The organism is Paenibacillus agri (assembly GCF_013359945.1).
Taxonomy (GTDB): domain Bacteria; phylum Bacillota; class Bacilli; order Paenibacillales; family Paenibacillaceae; genus Paenibacillus_AQ; species Paenibacillus_AQ agri.
This window is the reverse complement of sequence record NZ_JABWCS010000198.1, coordinates 1-22,990: the sequence shown is the minus strand read 5'-3', so window position 1 is coordinate 22,990 and position 22,990 is coordinate 1. Positions and strand designations below refer to the sequence as shown.

The 22,990-nt window shown below is 50.3% G+C and carries 18 protein-coding genes; 13 read left to right on the top strand and 5 right to left on the bottom strand.

Features of this window, described 5'->3' with window-relative positions:
• Nucleotides 1–152: 152 nt before the first annotated feature.
• Nucleotides 153–2,369, top strand: coding sequence for an MMPL family transporter (locus HPT30_RS07335; protein ID WP_175370765.1), 2,217 nt, complete (start codon nt 153–155; stop codon nt 2,367–2,369).
• A gap of 867 nt (nt 2,370–3,236) precedes the next feature.
• Nucleotides 3,237–3,635: a hypothetical protein gene (locus HPT30_RS07330; protein WP_175370764.1), complete on the top strand. Its 399-nt coding sequence runs from the start codon at nt 3,237–3,239 to the stop codon at nt 3,633–3,635.
• Nucleotides 3,636–4,567: 932 nt separating this feature from the next.
• Here the strand turns inward: HPT30_RS07330 and HPT30_RS07325 are convergent.
• The 3 genes from HPT30_RS07325 to HPT30_RS07315 all read right to left on the bottom strand — a co-directional run bounded on the left by HPT30_RS07325 (nt 4,568) and on the right by HPT30_RS07315 (nt 7,334).
• Nucleotides 4,568–4,879, bottom strand: coding sequence for an antibiotic biosynthesis monooxygenase (locus HPT30_RS07325; protein WP_175370763.1), 312 nt, complete (start codon nt 4,877–4,879; stop codon nt 4,568–4,570).
• A 53-nt stretch (nt 4,880–4,932) separates the two neighbouring features.
• Nucleotides 4,933–5,652 (bottom strand): 3-ketoacyl-ACP reductase, encoded by a 720-nt coding sequence (locus HPT30_RS07320; protein WP_175370762.1) that lies wholly within the window; start codon nt 5,650–5,652, stop codon nt 4,933–4,935.
• A gap of 125 nt (nt 5,653–5,777) precedes the next feature.
• Nucleotides 5,778–7,334 (bottom strand): FAD-dependent oxidoreductase, encoded by a 1,557-nt coding sequence (locus HPT30_RS07315; RefSeq protein ID WP_175370761.1) that lies wholly within the window; start codon nt 7,332–7,334, stop codon nt 5,778–5,780.
• 161 nt (nt 7,335–7,495) lie between these two features.
• Between HPT30_RS07315 and HPT30_RS07310 the strand changes: the two genes are divergently transcribed.
• The 3 genes from HPT30_RS07310 to HPT30_RS07300 are packed head-to-tail and all read left to right on the top strand — an operon-like array spanning nt 7,496 to nt 11,065.
• Nucleotides 7,496–8,869, top strand: coding sequence for a spore germination protein (locus HPT30_RS07310; protein ID WP_175370760.1), 1,374 nt, complete (start codon nt 7,496–7,498; stop codon nt 8,867–8,869).
• Nucleotides 8,862–9,971: a GerAB/ArcD/ProY family transporter gene (locus HPT30_RS07305; protein WP_175370759.1), complete on the top strand. Its 1,110-nt coding sequence runs from the start codon at nt 8,862–8,864 to the stop codon at nt 9,969–9,971. The genes HPT30_RS07310 and HPT30_RS07305 overlap by 8 nt, the downstream gene beginning before the upstream one ends.
• 5 nt (nt 9,972–9,976) lie before the next feature.
• Nucleotides 9,977–11,065 carry a Ger(x)C family spore germination protein gene (locus tag HPT30_RS07300; protein WP_312876312.1) on the top strand — a complete coding sequence of 363 codons (1,089 nt, stop codon included), beginning with the start codon at nt 9,977–9,979 and terminating at the stop codon, nt 11,063–11,065.
• Here the strand turns inward: HPT30_RS07300 and HPT30_RS07295 are convergent.
• Complete coding sequence (locus HPT30_RS07295; protein ID WP_175370757.1) at nt 11,058–12,200, bottom strand: GGDEF domain-containing protein; 1,143 nt, start codon at nt 12,198–12,200, stop codon at nt 11,058–11,060. The two genes, HPT30_RS07300 and HPT30_RS07295, sit on opposite strands and share 8 nt — an antisense overlap.
• Before the next feature lie 186 nt (nt 12,201–12,386).
• Here HPT30_RS07295 and HPT30_RS07290 point away from each other — a divergent pair, with 186 nt between their 5' ends.
• From HPT30_RS07290 to HPT30_RS07255, 8 genes are all read left to right on the top strand, one after another.
• Entirely contained in the window at nt 12,387–12,782 is a 396-nt protein-coding gene (locus HPT30_RS07290; RefSeq protein WP_175370756.1) for a Fur family transcriptional regulator, read from the top strand.
• Between the two features lie 249 nt (nt 12,783–13,031).
• Nucleotides 13,032–15,020, top strand: coding sequence for a methyl-accepting chemotaxis protein (locus HPT30_RS07285; protein ID WP_175370755.1), 1,989 nt, complete (start codon nt 13,032–13,034; stop codon nt 15,018–15,020).
• A gap of 83 nt (nt 15,021–15,103) precedes the next feature.
• On the top strand, nt 15,104–15,916 hold the full coding sequence (locus tag HPT30_RS07280; RefSeq protein ID WP_175370754.1) for a uroporphyrinogen-III synthase: 813 nt from the start codon (nt 15,104–15,106) through the stop codon (nt 15,914–15,916).
• 204 nt (nt 15,917–16,120) lie between these two features.
• Nucleotides 16,121–16,759: a ThuA domain-containing protein gene (locus HPT30_RS07275; RefSeq protein WP_066379228.1), complete on the top strand. Its 639-nt coding sequence runs from the start codon at nt 16,121–16,123 to the stop codon at nt 16,757–16,759.
• Nucleotides 16,760–16,865: 106 nt separating this feature from the next.
• A complete protein-coding gene (locus HPT30_RS07270) occupies nt 16,866–17,213 on the top strand; it encodes a phasin family protein (RefSeq protein ID WP_175370753.1) in 348 nt (115 codons plus the stop codon).
• The gene (locus HPT30_RS07265) at nt 17,214–18,884 is read left to right on the top strand and encodes an AarF/UbiB family protein (protein WP_175370752.1); all 1,671 of its coding nucleotides are present in this window, start codon (nt 17,214–17,216) and stop codon (nt 18,882–18,884) included.
• 489 nt (nt 18,885–19,373) lie between these two features.
• A complete protein-coding gene (locus HPT30_RS07260) occupies nt 19,374–21,215 on the top strand; it encodes a DEAD/DEAH box helicase (protein ID WP_175370751.1) in 1,842 nt (613 codons plus the stop codon).
• 186 nt (nt 21,216–21,401) lie between these two features.
• Nucleotides 21,402–22,277, top strand: a complete 876-nt coding sequence (locus HPT30_RS07255; RefSeq protein WP_175370750.1) for a M15 family metallopeptidase — start codon at nt 21,402–21,404, stop codon at nt 22,275–22,277.
• A 492-nt stretch (nt 22,278–22,769) separates the two neighbouring features.
• Here the strand turns inward: HPT30_RS07255 and HPT30_RS07250 are convergent.
• A partial coding sequence (locus HPT30_RS07250; protein ID WP_175369646.1) for an IS3 family transposase occupies nt 22,770–22,990 on the bottom strand: 221 nt, incomplete at its 5' end.

Genomic DNA, 22,990 nt, shown 5'->3' with positions numbered 1-22,990 from the left:
CGCGCAATTGTGCGGCTTTTTTATTGTATAAGTAGCTCTGGATACATAAAATCACGGATGGTATTTAGGCAGGTCAGCGTGTATGATATGAATATAAAAATGACCCGCGGTTCATTTTACGTTCCGCAGGCTCTGCAGAGAGGATGAAATAGATGTCACGCTACGGAAAATGGGTTGCAGGCAGCAAAAGTAAGTGGATCACGCTTCTTGTGTGGATCGTAGTAGTCGGCCTCCTGAACATGCTATGGCCTGCTGTGAATTCACAGGTGGCGAACAACGCCCCCAATCTGCCAGAGAATGCGCAATCGGTTCAGGCAGAAGTAGTTGCGGGAAGAGAATTCCCGGGCGGCAGCGGTGTTCCGGCCTTGTTGGTGTGGCACCGGGAAGGCGGAATGTCTCCGGAGGATCTAGTACATATCGGGGCCATCTACAATACCTTGGAGCAGCAACCGTTGCCATATCAAAATTTTGTGCCCCCGCTCGGCAAAATTCCTCCACAGGCGCTTCAAGCTTCACTCTCGGAAGACGGCAGCACGCTGGTGACGCCTGTACTCTTCGATGCTTCAGCAGATAGTGGGCAGCTTAAAGAAGCAGTCGCGGATCTCAAGGGGATCATCCGTACGGAAACCGGCAGTGATCCGACAGCAGCGGGTACAGCGGGCAGCGAGTTAAGTCTGCGCGTCACCGGACCTGTAGGCATCTCCATTGATGCCAGCAGTCTGTTCAAGAACGCCGATGTATCCTTGCTAATTGCGACTGTGCTTCTTGTACTTATTTTTCTGCTGATAATTTATCGTTCACCGATTCTGGCGGTCATTCCGCTGGTTGCGGTGGGCTTCGCTTATGGGGTTACGGGACCTATTTTGGGCAAAATGGCTCAAGAAGGCTGGATTACCGTAGACTCGCAAGCCATCTCCATCATGACCGTCCTGCTATTCGGAGCAGGCACGGATTATTGCCTGTTCCTGATCTCCCGGTTCCGTCAATTGTTGAAGAGCGAGGAGAGTAAGGGCCGTGCCCTGCTGCATGCAATTACGGATTCTTCCGGGGCAATTGCCATGAGCGGCTTCACCGTGGTGCTGGCACTATTCGCATTGCTGCTGGCGAAGTTCGGGGCGTACCATCGCTTTGCGGTTCCTTTCAGTCTGGCCATCTTTATTATGGGTATCGCCAGTCTGACACTGGTTCCGGCGTTGCTAGCGATCTTTGGCCGGGCCTCGTTCTATCCATTCATTCCGCGTACTCCTGGAATGGAAGCAGAGCGGGCGAAGGCCAAGGGAAAGCCAGCGCCACAGCCGCGTGTATCCCGCAAAAAAGGCATCGGAGAGCTGGTAGTCGCCCGTCCATGGGCCATTGTGGGCGTGACTGTTTTGCTGCTGGGTGTACTGGCTTCTTTCTCCAGCGGAATTAAGTTCACGTATGATATCCTGTCTTCATTTCCGAAGAATATGGAATCTCGCCAAGGGTTTGACCTTATTGGTACCAAGTTCTCCCCTGGTGAGTTGGCTCCGGCCAAACTGATGATTGATACTCAAGGCAAGGCAGATGGCGAAGACCTTAAAGTCGTCCTGAGTGCACTCTCTTATGTGGGTAAAGTTTCTGATCCCCAGCCGGGCGCAGTGAACAAGGAGATCCTTGGCTACGATATTGAATTCAAGAGCAATCCGTATTCGCTTGAAGCTATGAGCCATATTCCAGCGCTACGGGCGACGGGAGAGCAGGCGCTTGTAGATGTGGGGGTTGCGAACCCTGAAGGCAAAGTCTGGATCAGCGGACAGACGGCGACCCAATATGACAACAGAGCCACCGGCGAGCGGGATATGGATCTCATTATTCCCGTGGTTATCGGAATGATCACCTTGCTGCTGCTCGTTTATTTGCGCTCAATTATCGCTACTATTTATTTGGTGGGGACCGTAATCCTATCCTTCTTCTCCGCACTTGGACTAGGCTGGATTATTATTCATTATGTCCTTGGCGCAGAGGCCATTCAGGGAGCAATTCCACTTTACTCCTTTGTATTCCTGGTAGCACTTGGCGAGGACTACAACATCTTTATGATCTCGAGCATATGGAAAAAAAGAAAGGTTATGCCCCTAAAGCAAGCGATTGCGGAAGGGGTCAACGAGACGGGCTCGGTCATTACTTCTGCCGGACTCATTCTGGCGGGGACCTTTGGCGTGCTGGCTACGCTGCCAATTCAGGTGCTTGTGCAATTTGGCATTATCACAGTCCTTGGTGTTCTGCTGGATACCTTTGTGGTACGCCCGTTCCTCGTACCGGCCATTACCTTGTTATTCGGTCGACTGGCCTTCTGGCCGGGCAAGCATGTGGAAGTGGCGGAGACGCAGTCTGCCAGTGGCAAATAAAGTAGAGTTCGACCTAAGAAGCCAAAGTAAGTAAATAATGCGTTTATGAATTTGCTATGCTCCCCACAACTAAAGGGGAGATTCATTGGTAAGTCTTAAGCTGTCGAGGACATCCTCGTCAGCTTTTTTTATATCCCATTCGCTAAGTTCATCATCTTCTGGAAGTGCATATTGAAGTTTAATGTAGGAAGGTTAGCGCTACATCTTTCTCTGTCTCAATTCAGGGGCTACGCAGCTCGTGATGGTGGTTACTTGTCGGCATTTGCGCTCTCGGTTTCGCTGTTACGACTTCTATTTATGCAATGACTGCAGATGCATCTGTTGAGAAACAAATTGATGAGAATTTTGATGGATTAGTAGAACAGTTACAAACTGAAGCTGCTAATAAAACTGAGCTTGCTATCAACAGTAATCCTTATTGATTACCTCAAAAATAGTGCGGAATATTCGAATATTGTAAATATTGGGACGGATGCGCGTTTATAATGATATAAATGGAACACTTGAATCAAAACGTGGATTTCAGAAACGCATCTGTGAAATGAAAATCACGAATATAAACCATCTTTGTCTTCGGGTAAGTATGTATGTACTTGTCCATTAGAATGAAACGGTTTAGTTCGTCAGCAGCCGGAATCAAAACTTGAAAAATCCAGATCTAAAAAAGTTCAGACTGGTACCTTTTTACTATATAATTAAATGTAATATATGTATTAAATATTATTTAATACAAAAATAATACATAAGAAGATTTATGTTTCTAGGATTAAAAAAATTGCAACTGTTCAGTACAGACATGTAATTTTAAAAAAGTAACTATCTAAAGGCGGAATAGTTACAAATAAATTTAATAAGGAGTGCTTGAACGTGAATCTTAAGTTCGTTTTCAAAGGAGTAGTATCATCTGCTCTGGTAGTTTGTCTAATTGCTGGAACTAGTATTATACCTGCTTTTGCGGAGTCGACAGAAAGTTCGTCGAAAGATTATGCAGCTAAAAGTGGCAGCTCTTCAGGAACTGAATTTCAGGCTACATACCCATTAAAAAAGAGTAATGGGGCTAAAGTGAACTTCTGGATTAAAAATACTGGGAATGTAAGTGTGAGAATTACAATTAATGGAGATCAGAAAAGAACTCTCGCACCAGGTAAGAGTGGCCACATTAGTGCTCCAGTTGGTTCTTTAAGTAGCGAATATAAATTTAAAGCTGTACCAACGCCTAATGGTGGTGATATTAGTATAGACTATCGTATTGCTCAAAGAGATTAAATTTGATGCTTAAGATATTTTTAGTTTTTTATAAGTCTCCTGAATCCGAGATGGTAATTTGGTAATTCAGTGCAGACATAATGTACCAAGGATTACAGGGTTTCGTTTGTTCCCTAGAAGGTAGGGAACAAAAGTTTTGGAAGTTTCGGGAAGAACGGTAATAGCTTAAAGGCAGCTCATATGAGAGCTGTCTTTTTTGTTTGTCTTCGTGAATATAGCGAATTATTGAAGTAATGAAGATTTAGCCCTCTTATTTTTGGTTTAGCCAGAGGCAAGTAGTGAGTGGATTATAAAAAGCAGAGATATTTCTATAATCTTTATAAAAAGGTGAGAAAAAGCGAAGTTCAGCTTGGAATTACAAACCCTAAAATTAACGAGTGTCCACTATTTATTCTAATCGCAAAAATGCTCTTTGGAAGCGGTGGGTGCACTCTTTTTCTACTCACACAACAAGAAGATGGGGAGGAACGAAGGAGAAAGTTAGGGACTGTAGGAGTGAGGCGCTCGATTGAAAGGTCTTCAGAGGAAAGCTCACGTCTAAATTATGAGCTGCTTCTCGATTTTAGGCGCTATCAGGGTTAATAAAGAAAGCTGGAGTTAACAGCGATCGGAAGCCTAATTAAGCGATCCTAGTGACGACCGAGACTCTTACTCAGATCTTAGGTCGGTCATATACAGCTATCCAAAGACAAAAACTAAGCAGCCTGATTCCTATGTTTAAGGGGGTCAGGCTACTTAGTTTCACTTGAACACAATGATAATTGTAGCACTAGAGATGGCTCATGATGGCCTTTTTCAGCCATATCAAATACTAGCAGATCATATCAAATACTAGCAGATCATATCAAATACCAGTAGATCATATCGACACTAGCACACTTATATCAACCACTAGCTCACCCAAAAGCGCTAGCTTTAAGGTACGATGTGTACTATTTCTCCGGCGTACGGCTGATCAGCAACTCGTACTTGTCGAGCGAAGCACCCAGAATAACGTCGCTGCCGCCGGCACCGCGGTGAGACTGCTTGAAGGATTCGCTGGAGGTCCAGCCCTTGAAGCTCTCTTCATTCTCCCACACGGTACAGATCTTTAATTCCTCCACACCTTCCTTGGCACTGCCATGCCATACTTCCATGCGCACAAAGCCCGGCATGTCCTGTACGCCGCCTGAACCTGCAAAACGCTGGGCCATAGCGGCGCCATGGCCTTCCTTGACTTTAATCGTATTTGTAACTACTAGCATGCAATGAACCTCCCTAAGGCAGTATGAATGAAAGAATATGAGATACAGACTATTTATTGCGGGTTCGTGGTCCAAATACCGGCGGTCTTGAGGAAGACACGATCCGGCAGCTTCAGGGCAGCAATAGTCAGTTCAGCTACATCCTCCGGCTGCATCATGCGATCCTCATCGCCAATCTTCAGACCTGCGTTCTCAGCTAGTGGAGTGTTGACTGTACTTGGCGTCAGCGCAGTCACCCGGATATTGTGCTTGCGCACTTCCTGAGCCAGCGATTCGGTCATGCCCATCAGCGCGAACTTAGAGGAACAGTAGGCAGAGCCTGTAGCAAATCCGCGTTCGCCCGCTGTGGACGAGATATTGATGATATTGCCGCTGCTGCGCTCAATCATGGCTGGCAGCGCAGCTCTGGTAACATAGTAGACACCGAACAGATTGATCTCAAGATGGCGTCTCCAGTCCGCAGGGTCCATTTCCAGAAATGTACCGAACTGGGCAACCCCGGCGTTATTAATAAGCGCGTCGAATGCGCCAAGGTCATTCTGGAGCGAAACAACAGCCCGTTCTGCCTCTTCCTGTACAGAAATGTCGGCAACGGCAATGCTTACTTTGACGTCGTAGACTTCCGTCAATGCGGCTTTCAAAGCTTCCAAATCACCCGATGTTCTGGAGATCAGACCCAGGTTGGCTCCTTCTTTGGCCAGTGCAAGGGCAAGTGCTTTCCCGATCCCTTTACCTGCACCGGTAATTACAACGCTTTTTCCTCTCAGATCCATAACTTCGCTTCACGTCCTTTTAAAGAATAGATAACAACTTCCGCTTCAATTATACCTGAGCGGGCAAAGACAAGCACGCCGCCTCCGTTGGTAGCGTCGTCATGCTTGCCTCAGCTACTCAAATCTCATGGGATTTTCGGACTGATAGTATCCAGGGGCAGTGTGGCCGGTCCCTCTAGAACGGCACCATCATAGGAGAAGCGAGAGCCATGGCAGGGGCAATCCCAGGTCCGTTCTCCGTTATTCCACTCACACTCACAGCCCATATGGGTACATGTCCGGTCGACCAGATGAAGGTGGCCTTCCAGGTCTCTGTACGCGCCGATCCGCTTCCCATCATGAAATACAACCGCCCCCTCGTCCCGCTTGAGATCCTTGGTCTTCTTGTGGATGATCTCGACCTTACCTGCGATAAGCTCCTTGGCGACATTGGCGTTCTGCACAATGAAGTTCTTGATGCCAGGATTTGCTTTGAAGCGTGAAGGATTGTACAGCTCTGTGTAGGGGTTATCCGTACCCTGTATTTGATCGGCAATGATCTGTGCTGCCAAGGTGCCGCTGGTCATTCCCCATTTCCCAAAGCCGGTGGCGATATAGATCTCCTTATCGCCCTTTATCTTTCCAATATAAGGAACTCTATCGAGGGTGATCAGGTCCTGGGCCGACCAGCGGTAAGGCATTACCTTAATCCCCAGCAATTGCCCCGCGAACCTCTCCAGATTCTCATAATGCCCAAAGGTGCAAATGCCTTGGCCTGTCTTATGATTGTCTCCACCGACAATCACTAGCTTGCGGCCCTCCCATTCCACGGCCCGCAAGGAGCGGGTAGGCTGCCCGGCACTCAGATACATCCCGCCCTCGAACTGCATTTCCGGCTGAATAGCCAAGCAGTAGGAGCGTTCGGCATGCAGGCGCGAGAAGTAGAGCGCTCCACCGTCATAGAAGGGGAAGTGGGAGGCGGAGACCGCGTGACTGCAGGTAATTGCATGCTGATCCTGCTCGGTGAAAAGCGTAAGCCTGCCGCTGTTCTCTACCTTTTCGGAAATAGTGGTGTGTTCGTACACTACACCTCCGTTTTCCAGGAATGCCTTGAGTAGACCTAGCAAATATTGCAGGGGGTGAAAGCGGGCTTGTCCCGGCAGGGTAATAGCCCCTTCTGCCCGCAGGGGTAGAGAGACTGAATCCAGCCATTTTCCCGGTAACCCCAAGGTCTGATAAGCTGCAAATTCCTTTTCAAGCTGTTGTCGTGTCTTGTCATCTCCGGCATCGACATACAGGTAAGCATCATCCCGTGTCATGCCGCAGGACAGATGTAGCTCTTGTGCGGTACGGATCATCCACTCCATAGCTTCATTGTTGGATTTATAGTAGAGACCAGCCTGCTCCTCTCCAAAGTGCTCTAAGAGATTGTGGTAGATCAGTCCGTGCTGGGCAGTGATTTTGGCGCTGGTAAATCCGGTCGTTCCATTAAGGATGGTTCCTGCCTCGAGTAAAGTCACCTTATAGCCGGCTTTGGAGAGCAGGTAGGCCGTCGTGATCCCGGTGATTCCCCCTCCTATAATGGCAACATCCGTCTGGTGATTCCCGTTCAGCCGCGGAAAAGTCGGTACATCGACAGTATCCCGCCATAACGATTCAGGAAACTGCGGCAAATTAGCCGTAAGCCGGTTCTCTGGATTCATGCTCTGATCCCTCCCTACTTTTGTATTACGTTGTTCAATTATTACCACAACATGGCAAAAAGAAACTTCAGTTCAGAGGGCAGTGCATGATTTGCGGGCGATGATGCCAAAATAAGGACACATCTTCGTAAAGTGGAACCAAAAGAGGGGAGGGAACCAGAGTGTCAGAACAACCGCAGAAGCATGCTGCTTCCCTGGAATGGATCACGGAAAAATTGGATAATATCGCAGATCTGGAGGATAAGCGGCTGCTTGCGCCTGCCGGTGATGCCCGGCTGGTCTTTATCAAGAGCATTACAGATTCAGTTAAGATCAGCCACGGTATTATTGCTCCGTTCTATGAGATGGAGGACAACGAAGCTTATAAGGATTACATTCGTACCTACCCAGGCAGCGAAGAGGCGACGACGGGTGAACGGGCATTGGAACTGCTGCTGAGCGGTTATGCTGCTGTAGCTATTCTGGACCAGCTCTATTTCTTTGATGTTCTACATGCCGAGAACAGCGCTGTGTCGGAGACCATCACAGAGAGTGTGACCCAGGGCCCATCTGATGGATTCACCGAGAATCTGGCGATCAATCTCAATATGGTGCGGCGACGCTATCAATCCTCGCAATTAAAAATGGAATCAATGCTGATTGGCAATTTGTCACGGACCAAAATGGCAATTCTATATGATGAAAGCCGTGTGAACTATGATGTGCTGGCTGAGGTCAAGGAAAAGCTCCAGACCCTGAGGGTAGATATTTTGCAGGCTACAGGCGAGCTTGAGAAGTATCTAAGCAGCGACAAGCTGCGGATTTTCCCCAAGACCATTGTAACGGAGCGGCCGGACCGCGTTGTATTCAACCTCTCCGAAGGCAAAGTGGCGCTGATGATGGATACTACAGGCTATGCTATTGTGTTGCCTTCCATCTTCAATGATTTCTTTACCGCAATGGATGACAAAATCCAGTTTCCCTTCGTCGGAAGATTCCTGAAGTTCCTGCGGGTTATCGGAGTAGCTATGACGCTGTGGCTTCCAGCTCTATATGTTGCGTTCACCTCTTACAATCCGGAGATCATCCGGGTGCAGATTGCACTGCTTGTGGCAGGAAGTCGCGCAACCGTGCCGTATCCCTCTTTTGTGGAAGTTCTAATCATGCTCATCATGATGGAATTCCTGACAGAAGCGAGTATTCGGCTACCTCGGGCGATCGGTCCGACGGCGACCACGGTTGGCGGTCTGATTCTGGGTCAGGCGGCCACGCAAGCCGGTCTGGTCGGCAATATTATGATCATTCTAGTGTCCGCAGTCGCCATTTCGAACTTTCTGATTCCGCTGAATATGATGAGTTTCTCGGTTCGTGTGTTGAAATATTTCTTCGTGATTGCCGCTGCCTTTCTTGGTTTGGTCGGCGTTGTATCCTGCTTGGTCGGCTTGATGATTTATTTATGCAGCCAGCGGAGTTTCGGCCAGCCCTATTTCCGGCTCTTCTTCATGGACAACATCAGCTTCCGTAAATTCAAGAAAGGCGGGGGCACTGATGGTTAAAAGCCGCTATTTCTACTGTCTCTTTCTGATGAATAGTCTGATCAATATTATTAACTTTGTGCCCAGAGAGCTGATGGACAGACGTTTTGACGGAGCGTTAATGTCGATCCTGATTGCGGTGCCAATCGGTACAACATTTGTCTATGTGTTTACCAAATTGATGGACAAATTCCCTGGCAAGGGAATCCCGGAAATCTTCAATTCGCTTATGCCGAGGCTTGTGTCGACACCGATGCTCTTGGTCTACGCGGTGCTATGGTATGTAGCGGGGGTGATCACATTGCTCTCATTCGTGGACATCACCTTGCGATTTATCAGCCCGGACACAGGGGCTTATCCGGTAGTCATCGGGTTTCTAATTCTGGTTTGTCTTTGCTGCCGGGTAGATGGGCTGTCTTTGTTATACGGGCTCGAGGTGATCTTGGGCATCACCTTGCCTCTAATTCTGTATGCGAGTGTAAAAGCGTTGGCCAACCCTAATTTCAGTTGGGACTCTGTGCTGCAGATCGTGACCTTTATCTGGCATAAGCCGGATATCAAGAGTATGGCTGCCGGTACTTTTTTGTTTAGCGGCTATATCAATCTGGCTATCTTCAACCGGCTGTTTCACAAAATCAAGCTCCGCCATGTCTGGCTAATCGCTGTGGAAGGATTGCTTGTGCTATTAATGACGTTTCTGGTGCCTATCGGCTATTTTGGAACGATTGGAGTCGAACGTCATGTATACACTTGGTTCTCAACCGCTGACAGCATTCGGATCGAGACGTTTTTAATTGAGCGGATGCTGTTTATTTTTTATTTTGCCTATATGACCCTATCCGTCATGAGTGTGATCGTACACTGGCACGTGGGGCTGGAGCTGTTCAAGAGTATTATGCCATTCGCTGACAAAAATTCATCCAAAGCGAAGCTGTGGAAAGAATGGATCATCCTGGGGTTGTTCTGTGTGGCAACTCTGCTGTTGATGTTCATGGACCAATATGAGCTTAACCAACTGGCGGAGTGGTTTCTGCAGATCCGCTGGCTTGGAGAAATGTCGATGATAGCGACACTGTTCTACTGCGTTATAAAAATGCGGAAGGCCAGGAGGCGGAATCCTTGAAGAAAGTGTTTCTTTTGCTTATAACGATACTGTTGCTACTGACGGCTGGCTGTGATTTCAAGGATATCGACCGGCGGATATTCGTGGTTGCCATGGGGATCGACCCTGGGGAGAAAGAAGGTAACCTTAAGGTTAGTCTGAAGCTGGCCGTACCGCAGGGTGATATTACTAAGATTGATGAGAAGATGCAGATATTGACGGAGGAATCCTACAGCATCTCGGAAGCGCTCCGTATGATGAAATCCAGAGTGGAGAAGGAACTCGATTACGTGCATTGCAAATCGATCATCATGGGAGAGAAGCTTGCTGAAAAAGATATCCGCCATGTGATGGACTGGGCCGTGCGGCGCAGGGATATCCAGTTGATCCTGAACTTTGGCGTGGGCAGACCGGAGGCGCTGAAAGTACTGAATATAAAGCCTCAGTCGGAGCATATTCCTTCTAATTCGCTTATCATGGCGATGAGCGGCGAAGGGACGGAGTCGCCTTTTATCGCGAGCGTGTATTCCTATCAGCTAATGAAAAATGTTTTTGAGGTGGGCATAGATCCCACTCTTCCGATTATTGAATCTCAAGGAACAGAGCAATTTCTGATCAACAAGCTCGCTCTACTCGATAAACAGAAAATCCGTCTCATTCTCTCCCCCGATGAAACCAGACTTTTCAATCTGCTGACACGCCGCGAGCTGCGGACCAATCTCCCCGCTCATTACAAAGGCGGGATGTATCAATACTATACGGAGGATACGTCAGCCAGTTATCGAATTTTTACCCCTGAAGAGGGAAAGCCGTATATTCAATACAAGGTGAAGCTCTTGGGTATTCTTGAAGAGAATAGCTCTCAGGATATAGTCACTCATCAGGTCCTTCAACAGCTCTCCAAGGCTGGGGGAGAAGAGCTGAAGGAAGGGATTGAGAAGCTTCTGGTCAAAATTCAACGAAGCGGACTGGACCCGTTTGGCTGGGGCTTGCGCTACGCTTCAAGACATTTCAACAATGACACGGAGATGAGGGACTGGAAGGCTATTTATCCGAAGCTGGAATTCAAAACATTGGTGGATGTGGATATCAAATACTCCGGCATGATTAAATAAGCTGCCTTTCATAGGATTGGTTCTCGCGGGGATAAGGGGGTTCGGAGCAGACCTTGTTCCGCCCGGAATTTTTAGCCCGGTAGAGCGCCTGGTCGGCGTGCTGGGTCAGCAGGCGGCTGACGGCTTCATCATAATCAGGTCGACAGCAAGCTGCACCGACGGAGATGGTAACGGGGATCCGCTGTCCGTCTGGCAAAAGGAACAAGTCTTGCTCTACAGCTGCCCGGATCCGTTCGCCAGCTATCCCGGCTTCTTGCAGCGAGCAAATGGGCAGTAGCACTGAAAATTCCTCGCCACCATTGCGAGCAACAATATCCTGAGGCCGAGCAGCTCCGATCAGCCGCTGGGCAAGCTGAATCAGTACCTGATCTCCTGCTGGATGTCCATACGTATCGTTAATGGTCTTGAAATGATCGATATCTACCGCAAGCAGGGACAAGCTCTCGCGCTGCCCGGCAGCCTGGAGCAACTCGTTCTCCAAATGCCGCTGGAATTGCTGCCGGTTATTCAGTCCGGTCAAAAAATCGGTCGTAGCCCGCACCTCAAGCTGGTTAAACAATTCATTGGAGCGCTGGATATACTCCGCAACATAATAGACGATAAGGCCGGTAGCAAGAGAGGCAGCCAGCTCTATTGGAAAGACCTGCATGACCGTTTGGAAACCGTCCAGATTGTTAAGCAGCAGGGCAAATACGAGCCCCATGGTGACCAGATTGCTGACGGTCATTTTGCGTAGCCGGGTCCAAGGCTTAAGCGCGATCCAACTGCAGCAAGCGCCGCAGAGCAGCAAGGAAAAGGCGGCGGAAAGGGAATTGTATGTAATATCATAGAAGAGGAGCCGACTGACGGCCAGAAGGACAGCACAGACAGCAGCAGGAAGCCAGCCGAGATAAGCGCCTGCGATAATAATCGCCAGATGCCGCAGATTCGCGTAGGTATTCGGTCCAATAGGGAACGAGTAGCTCATCAGAATTATGCCGAAGAGCCCGAGTATCAATCCGGCGGCGATCCCTGCCAGAGGCGACATTGTACGGCCCAGGAAGTTGTATCGCTTGGAAAGACTGCCGGAGAGGAAGACAAATGTAACGAGAATGCAGAAATTAGTGAACAAGCTGGTAATCAGGTCAATCAGCATAACTTTCAATGGCCCCTTGCATGGAGAATTGGCTAAATCCGGTGTATTCAATGAATGGATAAGTCCATTTTAGCGAATTTTGCGGAAAAGGCTATATAAAATATAGTAGAGCTCTGGCTATTTTTATTGACCGTATCGTCTTTAATACTTATACTTGATCTAAAAATAAATAAGAGGATGATCGAAATGAGAAACCTTAATCTGACTTCTCAACGGCAAGCCGTTTACGATATCGTTCGGAATTCGCATGATCACCCAACTGCTGCTGAGGTAATGAACCGCCTGGTGGAACAGGGACACAATCTTGCTTATGGCACAGTCTATAACTCCCTTCGTTATCTGTCTGACAAGAAGCTGATCCAGGAGCTGAAGCTCGGCGAATCGGCAAGCCGATATGATGCGAGAATGGATGATCATCAGCATATTATATGCGAGGTGTGCGGGGCGGTGGATGAAGTGATGAGCCACGTTCCGGAAGAATGGATAAACGAAGTCGCTAGCGAAACAGGGTATACCATTGGGCATGCCCATGTCGTATTCGGCGGAATTTGCCCAAACTGTAAAGGGAAAAGAACGAATTAAGAAAACAGGGACTTTCGTCCTTGTTTTTTTGTGTTCAAGATATTATTCATATAAGAAAAGACCGCTTTCATTAAAGCGGTCTTTTCATTTTTTATAGGAGTATTCTGAAGAAATATGTGAGAATATTCAAGAGGATGAGAAGGGAAAAAGACTGTGAAAGCTGAATTATATTTATATACATAAAGTTGTTATTAACTTCAAGAGCATACCTACTTAAGACCCAGATGAAAGAGAGAGTGATCACACCTCATGAACAAAAATACGGTTATCTCCATCCGTACAAAGCTCGTTGCCACCTACATGCTTGTGCTGCTGGTGCCAAGCATGATTATTGGCTGGCAAACTTATCAATCAGCCAGCCGTGAAGTGGAAGATCAATTAATAAATAACGCGAAGGAGAGCGTAGGAGCGGTCAACAGCATTATTAATGCCAATATACAGTCCAAGATTAATGATATTGAATACTTTGCCAGACAGCTGAAGGCAGATGATATTAACAGCGAAGCAAATGGTGAAGCTTCTTTGGGGATTCAGGCCAGGTTAAAGGAATATGCGGCGCTGCATTCGGATGTGCTAGATATTTATGTGGGAACAAGCCGGGCCAAGGCACTGCATGCCTCTGAATCCAAGCTGCCTGATGACTATGATCCACGCAAGGAGAATTCCTATGTCAATGCGTTGAAGAACAGCAAGGGGGTAGTGATCTCCCCGGCTTTCCAATCGGCCGACAAAGAGAATGTCATTGCCATCTCTGCCGTATTAGCGAGCGGTGATGGTGTTGTGGCGCTGAATCTCAATTTGGCCGAACTGGGCAAGCTGACAAGTCTTAAGGTGGGAAAGGAAGGCTATATCCTGGTCATGGATAGCAGCAAGAAGTTTCTGGTCCATCCTACAGAGACGATTGGCGCAGAATCCGGTGCTGATTTTGTGAAGAAGATGTTCGAAACAGAGGAAGGTTCCTTCGATTACGTCCATAAGGATGATAACAAGAAGATGACCTTTATGGTCAACGAGCTGACGGGCTGGAGAATTGGGGGCACGATCAGTATGAACGAGGTTAGTGCTGTAACAACACCTATCCGCACTACAGCCACGATGGTTATCATTGGCTCTGTCTTGGTAGCAATGGTACTTGTCTATATTAATGTGCATTCCATACTTCAGCCGCTTCGCCGATTGAGAAAGGCCACAGAAGTGATCGCCGAGGGTGACTTGTCGAAGAATATCGACGGCTACCGGATGGATGAGGTCGGCGTGCTGGCCGGAAACTTCCAATCCATGGTGGTCAATCTGCGGAGCATGATCGTTGGTGTACAGGAGATGACGGACAATGTGTCTTCCTCTGCCGAGGAACTGACTGCGAATGCAGAGCAGACCACAAAGGCTATTGAGCATGTGACTATCGCCATCCAGGAGGTGGCGGGGGGAACGGAGCGTCAGGTTAACAGCGTACATAAGGGCATGGAGAGTGTGACAGCAACAGCCAGTGAAGTGATGGGGATCTCGGAGGTTATGGAGCAGGTGTCAGCAATGATGGATAAAACCTCAGTGTCTGCTTCAGAAGGCGGCGATTCGGTTATTAGTGTCGTGGACAAAATTAATGGCATCCACGAGACAGTGGAAGAGCTGGGCGGCGTGATCCACAAGCTCAATAGCCGTACTGATCAGATCACCGGTATTGTGGGAGTGATCAAGGGAATTGCCCGTCAGACGAACTTGCTGGCGCTGAATGCTTCCATTGAGGCCGCAAGGGCGGGCGAGCAGGGCCGTGGGTTTGCTGTCGTGGCCGCAGAGGTGCGCAAGCTGGCGGAGGAATCAGAGCAATCGGCGACACGAATTGCCGATCAAATCACTTCCATTAATGGGGAAATGACGCAGGCTACAATCGCTATGGAAGCTGCTAAAGAGCGTGTATCGGAAGGGATTCTGGCGGTCGACACCACAGGCCGATCCTTCTCGCGTATCCGTAGAGCAGTTAAGGGTGCCGCGGAGAAAATCGAAGTGATGGGTGGAGCTGTCCGTACGCTCACCTCCGAAACAGATAGCATGGAGAAGGCAATTGCTGAAATTCGCTTGATTACCGGTGAAGCTGCTGTCAGCACAGAGACGATCTCCGCTGCCGCACAGGAGCAACTGGCTTCTGTGGAGGAGATCGCCTCATCGTCCGCGGATCTCAGCCATCTGGCCGAAGAGCTACAGAAGCTGGCGGGTCGTTTCAAGCTGGATGAACGGCGGTAGTCAAATCCTTCTTTCCATCTCCTGGTATTTACAAGTATACTGATAAGCAAAATAACAGGGTTATGATAAGGAGAGAGCATTTCATGGCAGAGCAATTAAAAGGTCTCACCATCGCCCTCGCCGGTGCGCGTAAGGCGGAGGAAATGACCAAGCTGGTACAGAATATGGGTGGAACGGCGCTGCTGCGGCCTGCCCAGGGAACCGTATTTCTGGATGATGATGCGTTGCGCGAAGGCCTGGAGGGCTGGATTGCCAGCCCTCCTTATCTAGTGATTCTGACTACAGGAATCGGGCTGGAGGCGCTGTTCACCATGGCTGGCAGCATGGGGCTGGAGGAACGTTTTCAGGAAGTCTTGTCAGGCTCCCTTATTGCCGCTCGGGGTTACAAAACCGTTAATGCTTTGAAGAAGAGAGGGCTGGTCCCTGTCGCTCGCGACGATGATGGCAGCAGTGCAGGTCTGATCCGGGGCATGGAAAATCTCGATCTGCAGGGCAAAGACGTTTTGCTGCAGCTTCACGGTGATCCGGCACCCGTTCTTACTGAATGGCTGGATACTGTCGGAGCCGTAGCCCGGCAGATCCTGCCGTACCGCCATACCCCTCCTGAGCCAGGTGAGCTGGACAGGCTACTGGATGAAATTGTGACCGGAAAAGTAGATGCCGTGGCCTTTACCAGTGCGCCACAATTTCGTTTTCTCTCTCAATTTGCGAAGAAGGAAAATAAGCTGGAAGCACTGCGGGAGGCTTTTGAAAATGACGTGCTTGCCGTGTCGGTCGGGCGCATTACCTCTGCCGCACTTCAAGAAGAGGGGATTACGCGGATCGTCATGCCAGAACACGAGCGGATGGGCAGCATGTTCGTGGAGCTTGGCCGCTATCTGGCTGCGGGCCGTTAAGTCTGCAGAGGGCGGCAGGCGGCCCGGAGAGAAGGCTGTTCTAGAGAGCATTTTTGTCGCAATCAAGGGCGGAAATGCTTTTTTGACTGGAGGACGAATATCCGGAAAAAGTCCGTTATGAATGGACATCCCGGGAGGTTTTCCTTAGAATAAAGGGAACGCATACCAATTACACCAGACGAATAAGTAAGGAGGAGTGCACCTATGGACAAAAGAAAATGTCTATTACTTGGTGACTACACCCATCCCCGTTTCCATCCCTTGCAGGGAGTGGATCAACAAATCGGTGAAATTTTGCATGAATTGCTGACGGTTCAATGTTCAGAGAATAAGAAACTGTTGCTGAGCGAGCATTTGGCCGGCTATGACTTATGTATTGCTTATAATGAATTATGGAATGAAACGGTGTCACCCCAGCAGACCGCAGGGCTACTAAGCTATGTGAGCGGTGGCGGCGGACTCATTGTTCTGCATACCGGCGTATCTCTGGCAAAGCGCTATGAGCTGGCCCAGTTAATCGGTGGGAAATTCACCACCCATCCGCCTTATGGTCCCTTGAAATTCCGCGTGCAGCAGCATGATATTACAGAGGGAATTGAAGATTTTGAACTGGATGAGGAGCCATACCGCTTCGAATTTGATCCTTTTACTGAGAAAACTGTACTTCTGGAATATGAAGCCGATGGTGAATGGCTGCCTGCTGCATGGTGTCACCGCTATGGTCAAGGACGGGTTGTCTATCTGATGCCTGGCCATCATGAGCCTACGTTCCGGCATCCGGCGATCCGGGAGCTGATCTTGCAGGCTGCCACCTGGGCTGCGCGCATTCCTCATACTTCTTAGAGAATAAAGGTCTCATCGTTCCTTTTGTGAATTCGCTGCTCAGTGGGGTATACTTTAACCATGACTTCTGTTTACAACAAAACGCAATCTTTGGGAGGAAAGTGCCATGAGTGATTTGTTTAAAAAAGCGATCTCTTTAGGAGTGGGCCTCACCATAGTCAGCAAGGAAAAAGTTGAGAAGGCAGTGGAGGATCTTGTGAAGCGCGGAGAGCTTGCACCTTCCGAATCGAAAGCATTAGTCGATCGGCTTATCGAGCGGGGAGAGGAAGAACGCGGCGTATTCAAGTCAGCCATACAAGAACAGGTACAACGTGTACTGAATGATCTGAAGGTGCCGTCACACAAGGATATTGAAGCCCTTGAGGCCAAAATAGCCGGACTGGAGCATCGCATAGCGGCGCTGGAGGGCATTTCCCGGTTGGAAGGAACTTTACCGGAAACGCGTAACGAATAAATGGCGGTCCGCATCAGGCATGCTGGACGTTATCGGGCGATTGCCATGGCGCTTATGCGTCATGGCTTTGGTTATATGGTCGAGGAACTTGGACTCTACCATCTTCTATCCCTCCCGCGCCGTCTGGTCACACAGGAGGTTCATGAAAGTCTAACCCTCGGGGAGCGGATCCGCCGGGTGCTGGAGGATTTGGGGCCAACTTTTGTCAAGTTGGGTCAGCTCGCCAGCACCCGCTCCGATCTGCTGCCCGATTCCATTATTCAGGAGCTGGTGAAGCTCCAGGATCATGTGCCGCCGTTCTCGGCGGACACGGCCCGGTCCATTGTGGAGCAGGAATTGGATCAGCATGTGGACGAGATCTTTCAATCTTTTGAATATAAACCGCTTGCCGCTGCTTCCATCGGTCAGGTTCACCGTGCTGTGCTGCACGATGGGGTGACTGTTGCAGTCAAAATCCAGCGTCCTGGTGTGCTGCGGACGATGAGTCGTGACCTGGAGATTCTCCGCGACCTGTGCGCTCTGGCGGAGAGGCGCATGGACTGGGCCAAGCAGTATGGCTTGTCCCGCATGGCGGATGAGTTCTCCAGGTCTCTGCTGGGTGAGCTGGATTATAGCCAGGAAGGGCGCAATGCAGAGAAAATAGCAGGTCAGCTCGAACAACACGAGGCGATTTACATCCCGGAGATTTATTGGGATTATTCTTCAACAAGGGTGCTGACCATGGAGTACGTGGAAGGCATTACCTTGAACCGCCGCCAGGAATTGCTGGACAAGGGTGTCAAGCTCAAGGTTGTGGCACAGCAGCTCGTAGAGACGATGCTAAGCCAGGTATTCATTCACGGCTTTTTCCACGCCGACCCGCATCCCGGCAATGTGATGCTGATGGAGAACGGGAAGCTGGCTTTAATCGATTTCGGGATGGTTGGCCGTCTGAGTGATCAGATGCGGGAGCAATTATCTGCGCTAATCATCGCTCTGATGCGCAAGAATACAGAGGCGATGGTGCGGGCAATTCTCAAGCTTGGCGTCATTCCGGAGAATGCGGACCGGGCGGCGCTGCATAACGATGTCGACCGTCTCCGGGATGAATATTATGATGTGCCTTTCAATCAGGTCAGTATCGGCAAGGCGCTGAACGATCTCTTCGGCATTGCCCGCAAACACCGGCTGGTGATTCCGCCGGATCTGGCGATACTGGGCAAGACGATGCTGACTATGGAAGGGGTCGTCGGGAACCTCGACCCCTCTTTCAGCATTGTCCAGATGGCCGAGCCTTTCGGCAAGCGGCTGGCCAAAGAGCGTTTTACCGGTAGCCGGATTCAACGCAAGCTGTGGGACGGCGTAGCAGACCTGGCTGAGAGTCTGATTGAGCTGCCGGCACAAGCGCGTCAGCTCTCAGCGCTGGTCAGCTCGGGCAAGCTGAAGGTTGAGGTAGGACTGCCTGAATTGCAGACGCTCCAGCGCAAGCTGGATCGGATTGGCAACCGGCTGTCCTTCAGCATCGTGCTGCTGGCCTTTAGCATCATTATGGTGGGGTTGATTATAGGCTCGGCGATGCGTGGCGACCCTTCGCATCTGTGGGACTTTCCTACGGTGGAGATTGGTGCAGTGGTGGCGCTGCTGATGTTCCTGTGGCTGCTGTTCTCGATTTTCAAGTCGGGCAGGTTCTAGCGAGCCGAAGTAAAGGCTGCCATTTAGGGTATATTAATAGAGCAGGCTAATGAATCAGGAAATATTCTTAACCATTTTCACCACAAAGGCTTAAGGATCAAGTACAATATAGAGGAACTTTCTAAGCCTAAGCTGGATTCTCATGACGAAAGTGTTGAATATAAAGCAATGGAGTGCCGTCTGAACTGTCCGGTGACTAGCTGCCCTTTAAGAAACCGAACCTTGACGACTCCGCTATGGTGATCAAGGATACATTGGGACGGAAGGGCTCCGGTGACGGAGTTCTTCCGCTTTTTGTTTGAAATATAAGAATTTATATGTTCTACACTATAAATTATCCTTATATTTCTCGCTGAAACGGATACCGTCCCTTAGTGGACGGCAAAGCCGTTTCTACTTGAATAGGGATGTTGCGGAAGGTCTGAAGTTTAGGAAGCGAAGAGATGCTGAGAAGCATCATTATTTTGTAGAAACAGTGAGGTGGAGAATTTGCCGGGTTTTAAAGATTTGGGAGTTTCAGAGGTGTTGACTGGACTTCTTCAAGGACAAGGGATTGTTCAACCGACCCCCGTACAACAGGAAGCAATTCCGCCAGTTGTACAGGGATTGGATGTCATTGCACGGGCTAAGACAGGAACAGGGAAGACACTTGCGTTCCTGCTGCCGATTCTAGACAAGATCTATGTAGAGCGGGCTTATCCGCAGGCGCTAATCCTGGCTCCTACACGGGAGCTGGCTTTGCAAATTACAGAAGAGGCACGCAAGCTGGCGCGTCATACAGGCGTCAAAATCCTCGCTGTATACGGCGGCCAGGATGTGGAGAAGCAGCTCCGCAAGCTGGAAGGCGGCCGTCACCTGATTATCGGAACGCCGGGACGTCTCTTGGACCATTTGCGCCGGGAGACACTGGATCTCAGCGGAGTTAAAATGCTCGTTCTGGATGAGGCGGATCAGATGCTGCATATGGGCTTCCTGGAGGATGTTGAGACCATTATCACGGCTGTGCCTTACCGCCGCCAGACGATGCTGTTCTCGGCAACTATGCCAGATCCGATTAAGCGGCTTGCAGCCAATTATATGAAAGAGCCGCTGGATATCGTGATCAAGAGCGGTTCGCCGATTCCGCTGGACAATATCCGTCAGCAGGTAGTGGAATGCTCTGACCGGAACAAGGAGGAAGCATTGCAAGCCTTGATCGAGCGGGACCGTCCGTATTTGGCGATGATCTTCTGCCGGACTAAACGCCGGGTATCCAAGCTGAATGAGACATTGCGGCAGGCTGGTTACGAATGTGATGAGCTGCATGGTGATCTGTCTCAGGCGAAGCGTGAAGCGGTGATGAAAAGATTCCGCGACGCCAAGCTACAGCTTCTTGTCGCTACAGACGTAGCAGCCCGCGGACTGGATGTTGAAGGCGTAACGCATGTCTTCAATTACGATATGCCGCTGGATGTAGACAGCTATATTCACCGGATCGGGCGGACAGGCCGTGCCGGTGGCAAGGGCTTGGCAATTACCTTTGCCTCGCCGCGTGACTGGCAAGGCCTCGACATGATTGAGCAAGGCATCTCGCAGCGGCTTGATCGCCGCCGCTACGAGAAAGACGAGTTCGGCGTCGGTGAATTCTCCGCTGCCGCGCCAAGCGGCGGGAACCGCCAAGGTAGCCGCCGTGGTGCGGCTACCGAATCGGCACGGACCGGCCGCGGACCGAAGCCCGGCGGCCGTGGCGCAGCCCGCAGCGGCGCAGCGCCGCGTGCGGAGGCTGGTGCGCGTCAAGGCGGCAATGGCCGCGGACGCGCTAAAGAAGCTGCCGTCTGGGAACAGCCGGCAGCAAGCTCCCGCCCGGGCCGCAGCGCCCAGGGCGGCAATGGCCGCGGACGCGCTAAAGAAGCTGCCGTCTGGGAACAGCCGGCAGCGGGCTCCCGCCCGAACCGCAGCGCCCAGGGCGGCAATGGCCGCGGACGCGCTAAAGAAGCTGCCGTCTGGGAACAGCCGGCAGCGGGCTCCCGCCCGGGCCGCGGTGCCCAAGGCGGCAATGGCCCGCGGAGCGGCTACAGCGCTAGTGGCCCGCGCAGCGGAAGCCAAAGCGGTAACAGCGACACTGGCTCGCGCGGCGGAAGCCGGAGCGGCTACGGCGGTAGTGGCTCGCGCAGCGGTGGTCAGAGCGGCTATGGCGGTAATGGCTCACGCAGCGGAGGCCAGAGCGGCTACGGCGGTGGTGGCTCACGCAGCGGAGGCCAGAGCGGCTATGGAGGTAATAGCTCGCGTAGCGGAGGCCGTAGCAATAGTTCCGGCGGCCGTAAAGGCGGTGGGCGTGGCTCATCCAGATAAAGGCGATGGACAGGCGTAAGTAAACATTGTTACCATAGTGCAGTTGGCGTTTACGCTGACGACTATGGTAATATTTTTTTGGAATATAACTGATTACGGTGGGTCTAATTCTTCTTAATGAAACATTTCCGGTGATTTGCCGGTCTAATAGAGAAGAAAACGGGTTTAGGAGGGAGAAGTAGAAAGATGTCCAAAAAAGTAAGAGTCCTGTTCTTATTCATCATTGTCATTGCTATCGGCTGGGGGATCGGTAAATATACGATTCCTTCGGCCTCAGAGGAACAGGGGGCGGCAGTCAATCAGCAGAATGACCTTCAGGGTCAGCCTGCGGCTTCGCCTAAGCCGACGGAGGTTCCGGGTGATGAAGGATCGGACAAGCCGGATAACGCTGGCAACAGTAACACAGGTGGAGGAGATGTGCCTGCGGGTTCGACGGCTCCGGCTGTTACGGGGAATGGTTCCTCCGAGCAAACGGTTGCCAAACCAGACAGCATTACGGTGATGGTGAACAAACAGTACGGTCTGCCGGACAATTACAAGCCGGAGGATCTCGTCTATCCGAATGTGCGGTTTACGTTCAAGGAGAAAATTGAGAAACGGATGATGCGCAAGGAAGCGGCTTCGGCACTGGAAGAGTTGTTTGCCGGTGCGCAGAAAGATGGCATTTATCTGGCAGGTGTCTCCGCTTACCGTTCACAATCTACACAGGTGAGGCTGTTTGACAATTACGTCAAACGTGATGGTGAGGAGAAAGCGCACAGATACAGCGCTGTTCCAGGCCATAGCGAGCATCAGACCGGACTAGCTATTGATGTGACGAGCAGTGACGGGAAATGTGCGGCTGAAAGCTGCTTCGCTGGTACGCCAGAAGCCAAATGGTTAGCTGAGCATGCAGCGGAGTATGGGTACATCATCCGCTATCCGGAAGGCAAGGAGAACATTACCGGATACATGTATGAGCCATGGCATATCCGTTATGTCGGCAAGGAAATAGCGGCTGATATTGTACAGAGCGGTGTTACGCTGGAGGAATACTATAACGCGGTTCCGGTGTCGCAATAGGCATGGATTTCGCATGATGGAAGGGGATGTCCCATAAGCCATAGGCTTACGGACATCCTCTTTTGCATGGTCTGACCTAATGAGATGGATGATGGTAGCTGGTCGGGGGCTGTTAACTTGTGCGTCTTGGCTAGTGACTTGTGAGAGGTAACCCGTAACCCGTAACTCGCAACAGGTACCCTGTACTCCGTGACCGTAACCGTAACCGTAGCCGTGATCGTAACCCGTAACCCGTAACCCGTAACCCGTAACCCGTAACCCGCAACTCGTAACAGGTACCCTGTACTCCGTAACCGTAACCGTAACCGTAACCGTAACCGTAACCGTAACCGTAACCGTAACCGTAACCGTAACCGTAACCGTGACCGTGACCGTGACCGTGACCGTAACCGTAACCGTAACCCGTAACCCGTAACAGGTGCCCCGTACCCCGTGGTTTAAAATAAAGGCAATTCTGTACCTCTGTCAATAGAGTGGACACAGTAAATAGGGTCAATTCGCTAGTTTTAGATTGCTGTAGTACAGTGACTCGAAACGATCTGGAGATAGATATCCCAGTTTACTGTGAATTCGTTTCCGATTGTAGAAGAATTCGATATATCGGAACAAATGGTTTTCGGCTTCTTTTTGAGTCTGGAAAATGGCTCTACGGTAGATCAATTCTCGCTTAAGGATGCTGTGGAACGATTCTATGCAGGCATTGTCGTAGCAGT